12 protein-coding genes and 2 tRNA genes are annotated in these 15069 nt (G+C 29.6%); 2 read left to right on the top strand and 12 right to left on the bottom strand.

What is annotated here, in order from left to right; all coding sequences use genetic code 11:
• Positions 1 to 113: 113 nt before the first annotated feature.
• From GUI12_04605 to GUI12_04555, 11 genes are all read right to left on the bottom strand, one after another.
• A complete protein-coding gene (locus GUI12_04605) occupies positions 114 to 557 on the bottom strand; it encodes a TIGR00701 family protein (protein ID UAT43406.1) in 444 nt (147 codons plus the stop codon).
• 17 nt (positions 558 to 574) lie between these two features.
• Positions 575 to 1219 (bottom strand): hypothetical protein, encoded by a 645-nt coding sequence (locus GUI12_04600; protein UAT43405.1) that lies wholly within the window; start codon positions 1217 to 1219, stop codon positions 575 to 577.
• An 85-nt stretch (positions 1220 to 1304) separates the two neighbouring features.
• Positions 1305 to 3359 carry a flagellar type III secretion system protein FlhA gene (gene flhA / locus GUI12_04595; GenBank protein ID UAT43404.1) on the bottom strand — a complete coding sequence of 685 codons (2055 nt, stop codon included), beginning with the start codon at positions 3357 to 3359 and terminating at the stop codon, positions 1305 to 1307.
• Between the two features lie 106 nt (positions 3360 to 3465).
• On the bottom strand, positions 3466 to 4269 hold the full coding sequence (locus GUI12_04590; GenBank protein ID UAT43403.1) for a hypothetical protein: 804 nt from the start codon (positions 4267 to 4269) through the stop codon (positions 3466 to 3468).
• A gap of 370 nt (positions 4270 to 4639) precedes the next feature.
• The gene (locus GUI12_04585; protein UAT43402.1) at positions 4640 to 5257 is read right to left on the bottom strand and encodes a YihA family ribosome biogenesis GTP-binding protein; all 618 of its coding nucleotides are present in this window, start codon (positions 5255 to 5257) and stop codon (positions 4640 to 4642) included.
• 21 nt (positions 5258 to 5278) lie between these two features.
• Positions 5279 to 5351, bottom strand: a tRNA-Thr gene (locus GUI12_04580).
• Positions 5352 to 5395: 44 nt separating this feature from the next.
• Positions 5396 to 6229 (bottom strand): polyprenyl synthetase family protein, encoded by an 834-nt coding sequence (locus tag GUI12_04575; GenBank protein UAT43401.1) that lies wholly within the window; start codon positions 6227 to 6229, stop codon positions 5396 to 5398.
• A gap of 136 nt (positions 6230 to 6365) precedes the next feature.
• Positions 6366 to 7079, bottom strand: coding sequence for a biotin--[acetyl-CoA-carboxylase] ligase (locus GUI12_04570; GenBank protein UAT43400.1), 714 nt, complete (start codon positions 7077 to 7079; stop codon positions 6366 to 6368).
• A 33-nt stretch (positions 7080 to 7112) separates the two neighbouring features.
• The gene (locus GUI12_04565; GenBank protein ID UAT43399.1) at positions 7113 to 8414 is read right to left on the bottom strand and encodes a hypothetical protein; all 1302 of its coding nucleotides are present in this window, start codon (positions 8412 to 8414) and stop codon (positions 7113 to 7115) included.
• A gap of 195 nt (positions 8415 to 8609) precedes the next feature.
• A complete protein-coding gene (locus GUI12_04560; GenBank protein ID UAT43398.1) occupies positions 8610 to 10037 on the bottom strand; it encodes an NADH-quinone oxidoreductase subunit M in 1428 nt (475 codons plus the stop codon).
• Between the two features lie 189 nt (positions 10038 to 10226).
• Positions 10227 to 10298, bottom strand: a tRNA-Gln gene (locus GUI12_04555).
• Positions 10299 to 10465: 167 nt separating this feature from the next.
• On the opposite strand from GUI12_04555, the gene GUI12_04550 reads away from it, so the two are divergent.
• A complete protein-coding gene (locus GUI12_04550) occupies positions 10466 to 13354 on the top strand; it encodes a phosphoribosylformylglycinamidine synthase (GenBank protein UAT43397.1) in 2889 nt (962 codons plus the stop codon).
• Between the two features lie 40 nt (positions 13355 to 13394).
• Here the strand turns inward: GUI12_04550 and GUI12_04545 are convergent, their stop codons facing one another.
• Positions 13395 to 13976 (bottom strand): HPF/RaiA family ribosome-associated protein, encoded by a 582-nt coding sequence (locus tag GUI12_04545; protein ID UAT43396.1) that lies wholly within the window; start codon positions 13974 to 13976, stop codon positions 13395 to 13397.
• A 209-nt stretch (positions 13977 to 14185) separates the two neighbouring features.
• Between GUI12_04545 and GUI12_04540 the strand changes: the two genes are divergently transcribed.
• Entirely contained in the window at positions 14186 to 15037 is an 852-nt protein-coding gene (locus tag GUI12_04540) for a sigma-70 family RNA polymerase sigma factor (protein ID UAT43395.1), read from the top strand.
• Positions 15038 to 15069 lie beyond the last annotated feature (32 nt).

Below are 15069 nucleotides of genomic sequence, written 5' to 3'. Positions count from 1 at the left end.
AAACCAATTGTAAACCTAATTGTTCATTTATTCTAACATATTGTTCAACTATTGTCTAATAGACAACAATCCAGTAAATCAGGTGTAAATTAAATATTTTTCCTGTAGTAGCGCTAAAAAGGTTTTAAAATAGCTAATAGCGCAATAATAGAGAAGATCACGAATATCACTTCACTTATTATTCTATAAAAATTCCTTGAAGCAACATGCGTTCTTTTTATGTAAAATACGAAATATCCATGTAGTGTTACCAAAAATAAGACGCACAAAAACTTAACGTGAAACCAAATCTCAGTATAATATCCGGTGGAAAATAATAATAGCAATCCTAATACAAACGTCGATACTATAGCCGGATTAAGAATAATACGCACAGTTCTTAGCTCAATCTCAGAAAACATCTTATTTAATTCAGAATTCTTAAGATTTTCAACGTGATACATACATATTCTTGATATAAATATCATGCCAGAAATCCACGCAAAAACAGAAATAACATGCAACGCTTCAAATACTTTATGATGCTCACACAAAAATGCCATCAAAGAAGAATACATAATACCTTCAGAAAAACCTAAAAATTTTGATTGATGGTCTGCTTTTGCTGTACTAATAGCATTTGATCTAAGAATTTGTAAAAAGCTTCAGCTACAGCTAATGCACCTTCTTTTACTTTCTTTAATTGCTCAGATGACATCTTACGTATTAACTGTATTAATTCTTCAGTATGCCAAATATCAGATACTGCATGTACCTCAAAAAATTCAACTTCTTTTATTTTATAATGCTTTTTAGAACTTTCTAATTTTGCTTTTGAAATATCAGCAAATTGCCTCTCATATGCAAAAAGAGCTCCAATATTTTCTTCATAGCTTTTTTGACTATCAAATGATTTATGCAAATTACTTCCTTCAGTAGACATCTTAGCATTTTCTATTTTTTCTCTTGTGATGCCAATCCCGTTTGCAAACCTTACCCAAAGCTCCGGATGAGTTATTTCATCATCTAAATTTCTCTGTAGAACATCACGTTCTTCATCGCTCTTAGACATTAATAAGGCTTTCTTTATATAATTAGGAAAGTTCTTTATGTGCTCATAATATTGGCACGTATAATCTTTTATAACATTAATATCAAGCTTCCCATCATTCCACAATTGATAGAATTCATGCTTTAACATATCAAAATTTTCTAATTCTTTTTCGATATTCTGTAACACTGTAAGAGTTACCTTTAACAACAAACTTAAAATGAATTTTTAATTATTTTCCATATTAAGTCAATAATATCAAATCAATTATTTTTTATATATTTTTTATTATATTTATATTCACATTTTCATGATCTATTTCGTTATTACCAATAACGGGTACTTTAATTTTGAACTGCCTTAATATGTGTTGTACGTAAGCTCTTATTTTATCAGATACTATAACTATGACCGGCTTTTTTTCTTCAGATGTATTACTTATTACATCATTTATTTTTTTTGTTATCTCTTGTATGAAGTTAGGTGACAAAGGAATATTCTTTGTTATTGCTCCATCTATTTCTTTTTCATAATTTATTGAAAGTGAAATAGCATTTAAATTACCATCAGTATTGCTATATTTACTGGTAATTTGTAGAGACATTTTTCTCCTTACATGTTCCACGATATTCTCAACGTTACTATCTTTATCTACTATTTCAGATATTCCTTCTATTATGGTTCCAATATCCTTGATCGATAAATCTTCTGATAACAAATTATACAATATTTCTTTTAGTAAATTTATACTAATCTTACTGGGAACAAATTCGTCTATTAATCTCTTCGTTTCACCTGTATAGAGCGATAATATATTTTTGATTGTATTATGATTCACTAAATACTTAAAATTGTTTTTAATTACTTCTGTTAGATGTGTGATTAACACAATCTGTGATTCAACATATGTATAATTCATTATATCGCAATCTGATGCTAAATTCTTGTCACACCATTTAACATTTAGCCCAAATGTTGGGTCCACAGCACTTTGACCTTCTAACATTATTTTCTCTCCAGAAGGGTTCATAACCATTATCTTATTTGGATATATAGTATTTTTTGCACATACAGAGTCTTTTATATGTATTTCATAATCTGTATCGCTCAAATTGATATTATCTATTATCCTTACATAAGGCAAAACAAAACCTAACTCATCTGCTATTTGTAGTCTCATATTTTTTACATTTTCTTTCAACTCTTCAAGCAGCATTACTATTCCCATTCCAATTTCTATTTTAATTTCATCTACTATGAGAGCATTATTTATTCTATCGGTGTCTGTTGTTTGTCTTTGCTCTTCTTCAACAAGATTTTCTTTTTTTGCTATAGCTTCTGCATCTGCCTTAGTTAATTTGACAGTATAAATGACTAACCCTATAATCCCTGCAGTTATTGCAAATGTATAAAAAGGCATACCAGGAATTGTGCCAATCCCTAAAGCTATTAATGCTGCAATTATTAGAATCTTAGGATTTTGTGTTATCTGACTGATTATATCATAATCAGTAGACTGATTGCTGCCAGATTTTGTAACCAAAAGACCCGCAGCAATTGATATAGTAAGCGAAGGCATTTGCCCTATTAATCCATCACCAATTGTGAGTAGAGTATATGTATTTATTGCACTATACACAGACATATTTTGTTGTAATATTCCTATTAATATTCCTCCAATAAAATTTATGAATATTATAAGTAGTCCAGCGATAGCATCACCTCTGACAAACTTACTTGCACCATCCATTGCCCCAAAGAATACACTTTCTGCCTCTATATCTTTTCTTCTTTCTTTTGCGGTTTGTTCATCTATTAGCCCAGCAGCTAAATCAGCGTCTATCGACATCTGTTTACCGGGCATTGCATCTAAACTGAATCTTGCAGATACTTCTGCAATTCTTTCCGAACCTTTCGTAATAACAATAAAATTTATTATCGTTATTATGGCAAAAACTATGATCCCAATAGCTAACGAACCTTGCATAACAAAGTTACCAAAGGATTCTATAATATGACCAGCTACAGAAGTGCCTAAGTGCCCTTTTGATAATATCAATCTTGTGGATGCAATATTTAGTGACAGACGCAACATTGTTGTAATTAGCAATATAGAGGGAAAAGCATTGAAATCCAATGATCTTTTTATAAATAAAACATTGATTAATATCAATATACTTGCAGTTAGTGAAATGCTAAATAAAAAATCTAGCATCTGTGCCGGCACGGGGCACAATATAACTGCCATTATGGAAAGTATAAAACCAGTGAATGCTATACTACTGTTTTGAGCAATCCTGCTCACTATAAGATTTAATATGTTTGGCATATTCAAGCGGATAAGCTACACGAATATAATAAAGAGCATAATGGTAAATATACAGTTACACTGTCTGTGATTTATTAAATGAATTTCCCATATTATTATTACACGTCTATATTGTGATGGTTTTCATGATATCTGTAACCAATCTATTGATATCGTCTATTCTTCTATATTCCATATCTTTAGGGTAAGTTATTTTGGAAAAAAGATTAGATGCAATAATGTATGCATTATCTACTATAACTTTTTTTTGCTTTAATACGTTCTTTAACGTGCTGATTTTTTCCGCTAATTCCATGTGATCTTTTTGATAATCTAGTGAAGTAATCTTTAGATCATTAATGTTAATTCCTACTGAATCAAATATCTTTTGCATTTCATTCTTTAGCGTCTTAGCTATATTAGGTGCATGTTCTCTTGTTAATATGTTTCTATCGGTGCTTTGTTTTCCTATATATTGAACAATGTTTTTTAAAAAAGCATTGGTATAGTTCATTATGAAATCATCTTTTTCTTTGTATTTAAACGCTATTTTCGCAAAATCTTTTATTTGCCAGAATATTAATACACTCACTACTAAAGATCTATTATTATGATCAGTGGTTTCAGTTTTTGGACTATTGAAAATCTGAATTTTATTTTCTATTCTAATAACTTCACTTACAGGTAAAGTCCAAAAAAAACCATCTTTCTTTATTGTTCCAATATAATGTCCAAACAAAACTAACACTAAACATTCATCTGCGTGACATTTATGTAATCCAGCTAGCGTCAATAGCAAAAATATTACATATATAACAAAAATTAGCACATCATCTGGTTTATTAAGAGTATAGATGAAAAACAATACATTTATAGATATTATAATAAACGCACTTATACATATTGTTCTTTTATCTTCTATTTCCGGCATAATAATGATAGCGAGGTTATCATGACTTACTATACCATTTTCTAGTTAATTTTTTTATAATATTGATAATTAATTTAATCAATAGATGTTAATATTATTAGAATTTTTTTCAAGTATTTGAATATAATATTCTCTTTCAATTTTTACGATTGCATTCTTTTTAAGTGATATTAAAATAAAACGTCATGTTTTTATCTTAATTTGTTTGTTAATCACTGTTATTAAGAATTTATAGCAATTATTGAAATAATTTTTTAGCATAGAAGGATTGCGTGATTTAAAATCTATTCAAAAGGCTTTTCTTTTGTTTATTGTTAAATTATTTTATCCAATCTGTTCTTTTGCAGCAGAAATTTTGTAAATATTTATTTTAATTTATTAAGAACTCATGCAGAATTGTTCGTAAATCAAATGTTCCAATTTTTTTGTTGCTGCTAGTTGAGATTATTTCAGGATATAAATGCTCAAAATTAGAACACTCATTTGTTATTTCTGCTATCCGAGATTCCAATTCATTATCGTTTATTTTGTCTATTTTTGTTAAAATCATTAAAAATTTTACTGCATTTGAATCTAAATAATTCATAGCCTGCAGATCAATTTCTTTTAATTTATGTCTAGCATCCACTAATACACATGCTATCTTAATTCTATCTCGTTGATTACCAATATATCTATCAATTAACATTGACCATCTTTTTCTTTCCTCTTTACTTCTTTTTGCATATCCATAACCAGGTAAATCAGTCAGTAAAAATTTATTATCTTGTGTTATAAAATAATTTATAGCTCTTGTCTTTCCTGGGGATTTAGAAACCAATGATACTTTTTTACTATCTACAATGCTATTAATGAGAGAAGATTTTCCAACGTTTGATCTACCAATAAAACAGACTTGATTTTGCCCATAACGGAAATCACCCTTCAATTGCTCTGCAGAGGAAATGCTATACAAAAATCTTAGATTTTTAAAGACGTTTACAGACATATAAGGAAAAAAATAAGAGAATGCCGGCAATAGGAATCGAACCCATAACCTACTGATTACAAATCAGTTGCTCTACCAATTGAGCTATGCCGGCAGACAAATTTAACTGCATAATCCTATCATTAATATCAGAGTTTTTCAATACTTATGGGTACTGATATATTCAATCAATCTAGAACAAAATACACGATAATCATCTGGTAATCTAGGGGTAATATCATTATTAATTTTTTTTAATAAGTTACTCTTATATTGGTCAGTATAGTCTTTTCCATATACAGAAACGATACTGGGTTCTGTATGATCAATTATATCATCGTTAATTTGAAATATGATGCCTATATAATATCCAAATTGCTCAAGATGTTGAAAAACATTGATATCATCAATTTCCAATATCGAATGCAATATTGTCATACTTAAGCTGAATAAAGAACCAGTTTTGTACTTGTAAATATCTAATATTTTTTCTTTATTTTTTCCATGTTTTTGCAGCTCTATGTCTAATACTTGTCCTAAATATATTTCTCGTATTTTGCTTATTAAATAAGCTATGCTTTTTGGTTTTATAGCTACATCACACATTTTTTTGATAGAAAGGAGCAATAAATCTGTACTTAATAATATTGCTGTTGATTCATCAAATTTGATATGACAACTTGCTTTACCTCGTCTTATATCATCATCATCAATCGATGGAAGGTCATCTTGTATAATCGTTGCAGTATGTATTACTTCAATGATAGCAGCTATTCTTGTTGCTAATTTAATGTCAATGGAACATATCATTCCTATTGTTTGTACTATGGAACCTCGTATGCATTTCCCATGTGTAGATAAAACATACTGCGCAGATTTTGCTATTTTGTTTTCTGGAATAGATAAATTATCATAAAAATCAGTGATTTCTTGCCTTAAAATATCTTTATGCTGAAACAGCAATAATAGACTATTATTATCTTTTATTTTCATTTTTTGTCTTATCTTTTATTTTTATCTGAAGAAGTTTTTTAGCAGAATTATGATACTCAAAATAATGACACACTATGAATATCAAGGCCAATAAAAAATAGCAAAAATAAATTCCAACTAACATAATGATAAATAATCAATTTTCTATAATATAAAGATCGCCAGCGTTGATCAGCAATTCTGTATTATCTAATTTTTTCAAAATTAATTCTCCATTATCACTTATTGCACTTGCCGTGCCAACAAATTTGTTCTGTTTTGTGCTAATTACTACTTTAGTACCTAACATAGCCATGTGTGATCGATATTCTGTGAGTATAGTGTTTTTTTCGCCATTATCCAATAACACAATATAATCATACATAGTGGAAACAATTTTCTTTGCAAGAGATAGACGATCTATTGTGACATCATGTTCTTTTGTGCAAGTTGCAGTATTCAATTCTGGCTTAGATTCTATGTTGACACCTATCCCAATTATCATGATTTCTTTATAAGATTCAATGATCATTCCACTAACTTTTTTTTGATCTATCATAATATCGTTAGGCCATTTTATTGTGCACTTGCTGTTACATATACTGCTTCTAACAGATAGAGCAATTATAACTGCCAACATATTCACTTCAGATACAGAGACATTCTGTAAACAAAATGACATGTACAAATTTCCTGTTGCAGATATCCATGAGCGGTTATTCCTGCCATAACCTGCATTCTGTTCTTTAGTGACTACTATCTCTTTGACAATATCATAATCTGAGCGATCGATATGCCTCTTAATCTCAAGAATTGTGCTATCTAGACACTCATATTCTTTTACACTTAGATTTCTTTCTGTAAGAAACATAATATTTATTTATGATACTATCTGCAGCGCAGATTATAGAATTTTTTCTATAGTTTGTACAATATCTATTTTTGCAATTGGTACTATTGTGTAGAAAAGAATAGAAAATATAATTATTGTCAAAACCAAATTACAAGTGAAGCTTCTCATGAATACCATCTTAGATGATGTTCTACTGTCCATATAAAAATAAATATTCTTTATTATATTAAAGTAGTACAACATTGATATCACACTGAAAGTCATAATAGCTATTATCATAACAATTCCAAATGAGAGTATTCCATTTGTATTGGTAATTAAAGCAATATCTTTCATCAACATTAGCTTTGATAAAAATACAGGCATAGGAGGAATGCCCGAAATGGATAATATCAATAATACCAATGATATAGCGATTATAGGATTATTTTTACAAAGACAAGATAATTCTGATGTTTCGTGCCCTTTGATAATTTGCATCATGATAGAAAATATTCCAATCATGCAGATTGAATAACATATAGCATAGGTTATATTAGCATTAGAAAAACTACTATATAATAGAGATAAAGATATGCAAATAAGAATATATCCAATCTGACTAGTAGTTCCATAAGCTACTATTCTTCTTATATCATCTTGTTTGATGGCTGAAAAAGTACCGAAAAACATCGATAAACAACCTAAAATACATAAAATATACGCCATTATTTTTGATTCCATATGCAAAATGGTTAACCTTGATAAGAAATAAATTATCATTATCTTAGGAATTGTTGACACAAAAGATACAGCAAATGGATGAGCTCCTTGATAGAGATCTGCCATCCAATTATGATATGGGAATGTCCCTATTTTGAATATCAATCCTATAAAAAATAAAGCTAATGCAAAATTCAAAAAGAGAGATTCTTTGTTTGCATTTATCTCCCTTATTAGATCTGTTAAGTATAGAGAATCTGAGTATATGTATAACAATGATATCCCATATAGCATCATGCAAGAAGATATTGAGCCTAAAACAAAATACTTTAAAGTTGCTTCAGGTAATAATTTATTTCCTTTATTTCTTATCGATACCATTATATAAGAAGAGAAAGAAACTAACTCTAGAGAAATCAAAATGTATAAAAGATGATCAAAAGATATCATTAAACATGATCCAATAAGAGCTGATATCATGAAGTATAATACTATGCTATCTATCTGATATTTTTTACTATATTGGATAACAATAAGTATTGTTAATTTTGCTAGAACTATCTTCATTAATAGAGGATTTTCAACTATCTTGAATAAAAAAACAGGATTGAGATTATCAATTAAGTCTGATAATTCATTTTGAGAAAACATTATAATAACAAGAGAAAATATGAATATTATTAAGCTTGAAATAGATAATAAGTGTCTTCTTTTAAAGAATAAAATCAAACATGATAAACAAAATAACATCAATTCTGGGAAAAGGTAGATTTTGGTTATCTTTTCATTTATTGCAAAAGAATTAAGTAAGAGATTCTCAATAACTTTATACATTTTTGTTACACCTTAAACAATCAAACTTGTTATTCGCTCTGATGAAATACTAATCTTCGTCAAGAAATCATTCGGAAATATTCCTAGCATCAGTATCAATACTAATAGTGCAATTAAACATAATTTTTCATTTCTCGGAATTTCATGAGATACATTAATTCTGTTTTCTGGAATTTTTCCCCATATAATCGCCTTGCATAGTTTTAACATGTAGCAGGCTGATAAGATCATTCCTGTGGCACACAATAAACCATTGATAGGAGAAGCATAGAATACACCCAAAATACACAAAAATTCTCCTATAAAGCCTGAAGTTCCTGGTAATCCAACAGAAGCCATGGAAAGAATTATGAAGGCAAATGCAAAAAAAGGAGCAGAAGTAGCTAATCCCGAAAATGCAGAAATTTTCCTAGTATGTTGCTTTGTGTACAATATACCAATACATAAAAATAATGCAGAAGAAATTATTCCGTGACTAAACATCTGAAATACAGCACCTTCCAAACCTGTTTTGTTCATGGAAAATATTCCAGCAGTGGCAACGCCCATATGCGCTACAGAAGAATATGCAATCATTTTTTTCATATCAGTTTGAGAATAGGCAACAAACGAAGTATAAATTATCGCTATAATACTTAATGTAGTGACCAAATCTGCAAATTGCGCACTTATTTCTGGTAATATAGGCAGAAGGATTCTTAACATGCCATATAATCCCATTTTTATTAATACACCAGCCAATATCATAGAACCGCTTGCCGGTGCTTGAACATGCGCTTCTGGCAACCAAGTATGAAAAGGAAACATAGGAATTTTTATTGCAAATGCTATAAACAATGACCACCATATAAACATCTTATAGCACGAAGGTATAGTTCGAACCGTTTCAGAAAGTGTTTGAAAATCTACTTTATTGCCAGCCAAAACTATTATTATTATTATTGAAGATATAAATAATATAGAACCAAATAGAGTGTAGAAAAGAAATTTGAACGCTGCTCGAATTTTAGTTTCACTGCCCCAAATGCCAATTATTAAGAACATCGGTACTAACGATAATTCAAATAATATGTAAAATATCAGCAAATTATTTGTACTGAAGAAAAATAATAAAATTAAATCTGTTAACAGCAATAAGACAAAAAAGCCTGCATTCATCTGCCAATTGTATATTACACACAAGAGAATTATAAAAACTGTTAATTCAGTCATTATTATAGATATTGGATCTATATGTGTCAGATAATGTAGCACGTAATCATATTTTATCATGCTATCTGCAGACAATAATAAATCTTCTCCTGACTGACCTAAATATCGCATACTAAAAAGCTGCAATAAAAGCGCTATTAGAGAAAGCCAATTAGCTTTCCTTTGGAAAACAGAAATCAACAACAAACTGACAATTATTGAGATGAATGGCATAGTTATCACTACCATTTACATATACACAAATTAGAACAAATGCCTAAGCTAAGCGATAGTATAACAACAGTTAAGATTGTTAATCAAGATGACAAAAGCCAAATCTTGAGCTTAACAGGGCATTAAAACAGTAGCAATAGGTTAGAATGTATTATTTATTTTTTTATTAATTCAAAAAATAACAGAAGGAAGCTAGTATTTGAGCTGGGATGGAAGGGATCGAACCTTCGAATCATGGTACCAAAAACCATTGCCTTACCACTTGGCTACATCCCACCAAAGGTGCGCAAATTGTATCATTAGTGGCGTATTTGTGCAATAACAATAATTTTCTCTTTTTATTTATTAATATCTTTTGGAAAAAATCTTACTTTATAGTTCTTGATATTTGTGGTATCTATTTCAATGATTTTGATGTGTGAATTTGTTATAAAAGCGGTAGAATGTTAAGTTCTGAATTGTGTGATTTTAGGATTGAAATTGTCCCTAAAGATTCTGCAGATATTAAATTTCAATTTTTGACAGTAAATATGGGATATATTTCTGATAAAATTGTTAATACTATCGAAGTCTTTATAATTAAAGGAAATATAGAACTTTCTGTGATTCGTAATTTCTTTAATGATATTGTATCTTCAAATCAAATATGGAGAGGTTTCGCTAAAGATGTTGATGGTAAAATTTACGAATTTAATTCAAAGAAAATAACGCCGCTTGAAGATTTAAAATGGAATTATCAAGTTAATAATAATCTAGAAGAAGATAATGATTCTTTATTTGTAATAGAAGCTTTTGAAAGAGAGATATCTCTTGATTCACCTAGCACTATTATTGATCGCTGCATGTATAAATTGTTAGAGATTGATGCTAAGAGCAATTATGCTTTTATTATCTTAATGAATAAAAAAGATTATGATAAGTCTGATCTTAAAGAAGATTTGAATAATCTGATTTTTCATAAGTGTCATATACGAGATAAAGATATTTCATTCTATGAAGATTATATAATTGATCATCACGATATAAAAAACTTTGAACCAGAAGTTAACCGATTTGATTTTATAAACAGATCTATTAGTGAATTATCAGGTCTAAGTACAGATAATTGTTGGTCACTGAATAATTTACAGCTTTCTGTAATGAAAAATTATTATGCTGTGATTGGTCGAAATCCCACAGATGTTGAGGTAGAGTTTTTTGCACAAAGTTGGTCAGAACATTGTAAGCATACAATATTTAATAGTCCGATAGATGATATAAGTGATGGCCTGTACAAAACTTATATAAGAGCAGCTACTGATCAAATTATAAAAAATAGAGGAGATGAATTCTGTTTTTCCGTTTTTTCTGATAACGCAGGAGCTATTTCTTTGAATGATGATTATGCTATTGCAATAAAAGTTGAAACACATAATAGTCCATGTGCTATTGACCCTATAGGTGGAGCTGAAACAGGTTTATTAGGCGTTAATCGCGATGTAATAGGTTTTGGTCTTGGTGCTAAACCTATAGCAAATATATTTTGCTTTTGTTTTGCAGAATTATCAAATAACAAAATTTTATACGTTGATGCAGATTTAACGAAAAAAAGACTCAGTACTGATCATATATATGAAGGAGTAATTAAAGGTATTGAGCTTGCAGGTAATAAATCGGGGATTCCTACTGTATATGGAAGTATGCATTTTGGAGAGCATTTTAATGCTAAACCTCTTGTATTTGCTGGTACTATAGGTTTGATCCCCAAATATATTAATGAGCGTCTTTCAAGTGAAAAAGTCGTTAATGACGGTGATTTAATTGTTATAGTTGGAAATAGAACCGGTAGAGATGGTATACACGGCGCAACTTCTTCATCTATATCTGATAAAGATGATATTGTCAGTAGCACAGTACAAAGAGGAGATCCATTTACTCAGAAGAAAGTTTCTGATGCAATTATAAAAGATGCGAGAGATCGCGATTTATACAACGCTATCACAGATAATGGAGCAGGTGGCTTATCTTCTTCTGTTGGAGAAATGGGATTTGCAGGTTTTGTTGTAAACTTGGATAAAGTGTTACTAAAATACAATGATTTACATCCGTGGGAAATATGGATTTCTGAATCTCAAGAGCGTATGACTCTAGCAGTTTCTCCTGAGAAAGTTGATGAATTATCTAAGCTTATGGCAATGCATCAGGTTGAAATGTGTGTAATAGGAGAATTTAATTATTCTGGGAGAGGTATGATTAAATATCACGGAGATATTGTAGCAGATGTTGATCTAGATATGCTTTGTAACAAGATGCCTTATTACGATTTAAAAACCAAACCTTATGTTTTTACTAAAGATCCTTTAGATAATCTTGTATCAAAGAAAAATTTAACTGATAAAATAAAGGATAATAATCTATGTAGCAGAGAATTTCTATTTCGTAGATATGATCATACTGTGCAAGCTAATATTTTGCTTTATCCGATACATGGAAATAATGCAATTGATTCACAAACTTCTATAATAAAACCTTTATATGATTCTCTTGAAGGAGTAGCAGTGACACATACTATGTCTGTCATAGAAGACAATTGTGATCCATTTACTGTTACAACCTTAACAATTGAAGAATCTATCAGAAAAGCTATTGTGGTAGGTTCTAATCCTCAAAAAATTGCATTACTTGATAATTTTTGTTGGTCTAATCCTTATTCTACGACTAGATTATTTCAATTGAAGGAATCTGTTAGAGCATGTTATGAAATTTCAATAGGAATGAACACTCCTTTTGTATCAGGAAAAGATAGCATGCATAATGATTTTGTTGGATACAATGAAAATGCTAACATCGTGAAAGTAGCAAATACTCCAACAATATTGATTACTGCCATTGGAGTTATAGAAGATTGTAATCAAGCTGTTTCTTTTGACGCAAAACTTGCAGGAGATTTGATTTATCAAATTGGGTTTAAAAGTGATATTAAAATTGATTTTCTAAGAATAAGTGATATATATAACAAATATTATAAGGCAGTAAAAGAAGGGATTATCGCTTCTGCAATTGCGGTAGAAAAAAGTGGCTTAGATTACGCAATAGCTAAGAAATTGATTGCGAATAACAAAGGTGCTGAGATAACTATAGGTAATGAAATATGGTCGCAATATTTTGAAGCACATATAGTGATTACTGTTAACCCAATCTTTGAACAAAGATTATTAGAAATATTCGGCCCCTTTGATATCATTAAGATTGGTGATGTCAACGATTCTGGTATTATTAATGGCATTAAAGGTGAGCAACATCTGGTATCCAATCTTATTGCAGAGTATAAAAATAATCCCAATATTCGGTAAAAATTTATCTTTTGTCTTATCCAAGATTATTTGAACAAGGTCAAACTACTTTTTGATGTGTATCAACTATTTTTAGCTGACCATTTGGTAGCTTTTGGATTACACTCATCGTTTCAGATTCTATATTAACAAATATGTAATATGACGAATTTTCCATCTCCATATACATTAACGCATCTTTTGTAGAGCAAAATTTTATTGGTAAATCAGATTCATCATCAAGATCATATTCAAAATTTTCATCATCTATATTTTCAATTTCAAATACCTTGTTGATGGTATATTCTTTAATTTTAAAAATTTTTTTATGATGATTGGCATGCAATTTATTATGTACTTTTTCATGTCTACGTTTTAATTGCTTTCTCATTGAAGATAAAGCCTGCTTTATTACCATCATCGGAATGGTGCCTTTTTTTACTGATTTAATAGTTGTATCGTGTTTGGAATAACTCTCATGTAATATTATTTCACATGTGAAATGTATATGCTCTTTGTTTACATTTATCCTTATCGCAGAAGGGTTATCCATGAATTTTTGCATTTCTAAAACTTGACTGTTGATATATTCTTTTATTTTAGAATTTAAACGAAGTGAGCTGTCATTTATGTATATTTGCATTTCATTCTACCTATAAACAATACAATTTCACTATTATCCTGCTATATGCTACAATTGAACGAGATAGTTGTAAACCTTTCCTGATTTATAGCTGTAATACAGTGAATTTTTACTGTATTACAGTAAGGTTTAGTGTTTATTAATTTTGACTTTTTATATTAAAATAAGAAAGATTTTTTTGGTGATTGATTTTTATACTGCAATTGACAATGGCTAGTTTAATTAGTTTGGATTGTAATTTTCTGGATTATGTCTCGAAAGTAGAAAAATTTCCTCTTTTGACTTTAGAAGAGGAAAAAGCTTTGGTGCACAAATTATGTTTTGAGAAAGATATCTCTGCCGCACATCAATTGGTATGTTCTCACCTAAGGCTGGTTGTTAAAATTGCCAGAGGTTTTGTAAATTATGGTACCCCTATCATGGATTTGATAGCAGAAGGGAATATAGGGCTTATGAAAGCTGTGCGTAATTTTGATCCAAAATTTGGGAATCGACTTTCTACTTACGCAATGTGGTGGATAAAATCTTCAATACAAGAATATATATTACGTAACTGGTCTATTGTAAGAAGAGGAACGGTTAAGGCTCATCGTAAATTGTTTTTTAATTTTCGTAAACTTTATAATAAAATAACACTTCTGAGCTCTGGCAAAAAAAGTGGTGATGAAATAAATCAAGAAATAGCTCAATCTTTAAGTGTTAAAGATTTGGATGTTAATGAGATGTCTTTAGTTTTGAATAAGGGAGATATGTCTCTTAATTATACTGGAGGAGATGGAGATTATGAATTACAGGATAGAATTCCTGGTGATGCGGGGCATGATTTATCAGTGATGCATTCACAAGATAATATGTTGCGTAAAAGAAAATTAGAAGAAGCTATTGCTATTTTAGACGAGCGTCATCGATATGTATTAATGAATCGCAGATTATTAAGTAAACCTGTAACTTTGGAAGAACTTAGTAAAAAATTGTCTGTTTCTAGAGAGAGAGTGCGTCAAATAGAACAGCAGGCTATGAAAAAAGTTATAAATTATTGTCAAAAAGATATTTTGGTGTAAAAATTTTATTTAAATAGATATAAGAGGTTCTG

The sequence above is a fragment of the Anaplasmataceae bacterium AB001_6 genome, from assembly GCA_020002265.1.
Classification (GTDB): domain Bacteria; phylum Pseudomonadota; class Alphaproteobacteria; order Rickettsiales; family Anaplasmataceae; genus AB001-6.
Note: the sequence above shows the minus strand (reverse complement) of the source record. Positions and strands in the feature narration are given on the sequence as shown.

Excerpts from the sequence above, each read along its gene's own strand:
- GUI12_04550 (UAT43397.1), top strand. The coding sequence starts at position 10,466 with ATGTTAAGTTCTGAATTGTGTGATTTTAGGATTGAAATTGTCCCTAAA.
- GUI12_04540 (UAT43395.1), top strand. The coding sequence starts at position 14,186 with ATGGCTAGTTTAATTAGTTTGGATTGTAATTTTCTGGATTATGTCTCG.
- flhA (UAT43404.1), bottom strand. The coding sequence starts at position 3,359 with ATGCCAAACATATTAAATCTTATAGTGAGCAGGATTGCTCAAAACAGT.
- GUI12_04605 (UAT43406.1), bottom strand. The coding sequence starts at position 557 with ATGTATTCTTCTTTGATGGCATTTTTGTGTGAGCATCATAAAGTATTT.
- GUI12_04565 (UAT43399.1), bottom strand. The coding sequence starts at position 8,414 with ATGTTTTCTCAAAATGAATTATCAGACTTAATTGATAATCTCAATCCT.
- GUI12_04570 (UAT43400.1), bottom strand. The coding sequence starts at position 7,079 with ATGTTTCTTACAGAAAGAAATCTAAGTGTAAAAGAATATGAGTGTCTA.
- GUI12_04545 (UAT43396.1), bottom strand. The coding sequence starts at position 13,976 with ATGCAAATATACATAAATGACAGCTCACTTCGTTTAAATTCTAAAATA.
- GUI12_04590 (UAT43403.1), bottom strand. The coding sequence starts at position 4,269 with ATGCCGGAAATAGAAGATAAAAGAACAATATGTATAAGTGCGTTTATT.
- GUI12_04560 (UAT43398.1), bottom strand. The coding sequence starts at position 10,037 with ATGGTAGTGATAACTATGCCATTCATCTCAATAATTGTCAGTTTGTTG.
- GUI12_04585 (UAT43402.1), bottom strand. The coding sequence starts at position 5,257 with ATGTCTGTAAACGTCTTTAAAAATCTAAGATTTTTGTATAGCATTTCC.
- GUI12_04575 (UAT43401.1), bottom strand. The coding sequence starts at position 6,229 with ATGAAAATAAAAGATAATAATAGTCTATTATTGCTGTTTCAGCATAAA.